This window comes from Streptococcus sp. KR, from assembly GCF_002238115.1.
Classification (GTDB): domain Bacteria; phylum Bacillota; class Bacilli; order Lactobacillales; family Streptococcaceae; genus Streptococcus.
On the sequence record NZ_NGVM01000099.1, the window covers coordinates 1 to 653 of the forward strand.

A 653-nucleotide genomic window follows, 5' to 3' on the forward strand; every position below is an offset into this window, starting at 1 on the left:
AATTCCTTAAATAAAAGATATCCTTCAGGAGTTGCATCTAGTTCACTAACAACTATTGGATCTTCCTTACTCGTTGTCACAAAAAGATGAGGAGCTAATTGATAGAAAGTCTCCTCATCTGCCTGTTTGAATAGCTGCCAAATAGCATAACGTTCTGTGGCTAAATTTTCTAGCTTTAATGCTAGAACCTGCGAGATACTCTCCAGGTATCCTAATTGTGTTTTAGGTGTTTCCATCCTACTATCCTTTCTGTATGTTAGGCCACGAATAACTCTTTTAGCTGCGGAGTCAAATCGTTAGCATATAAAAGCAAGCCGTCGATGTCTGTTCCTTTTCGAGTGTATTCGTACCAGTTTTCTTTGTCTTCAGGAGAACTTGCAATCTCATCTTTTCTAGGATGATCATAGACACTTGCTTTTTTATCTCTGAAGACATTTTGTTTAGAAATAAATACCAATCCTTCTTCTACCCCAATTCTTGCGACTTCATCTGGAGTTAGAAGGGGACGGCCTTGAATTTGTTTATTTTCACTTGATGAGCCATTACGATAACTATGCGATTTTGAAGTGGATCGAGTACGTATAGTCTGCTTACCTGACCTTGTAGAATAGTATTCCATCGTATCCTTGTCATTTGTCCCTAAAAATAGGTGA

At 38.1% G+C, this 653-nt stretch carries 2 protein-coding genes; both read right to left on the reverse strand.

All coding sequences use genetic code 11. The features are described from left to right. On the reverse strand, positions 1-236 hold a 236-nt coding region (locus tag CBI42_RS11060; protein WP_142294120.1), incomplete at its 3' end, for a hypothetical protein. 20 nt (positions 237-256) lie between these two features. Continuing rightward, the coding region (locus CBI42_RS11065) for a type IV secretory system conjugative DNA transfer family protein (RefSeq protein WP_179211406.1) at positions 257-653 on the reverse strand (397 nt) is incomplete at its 5' end.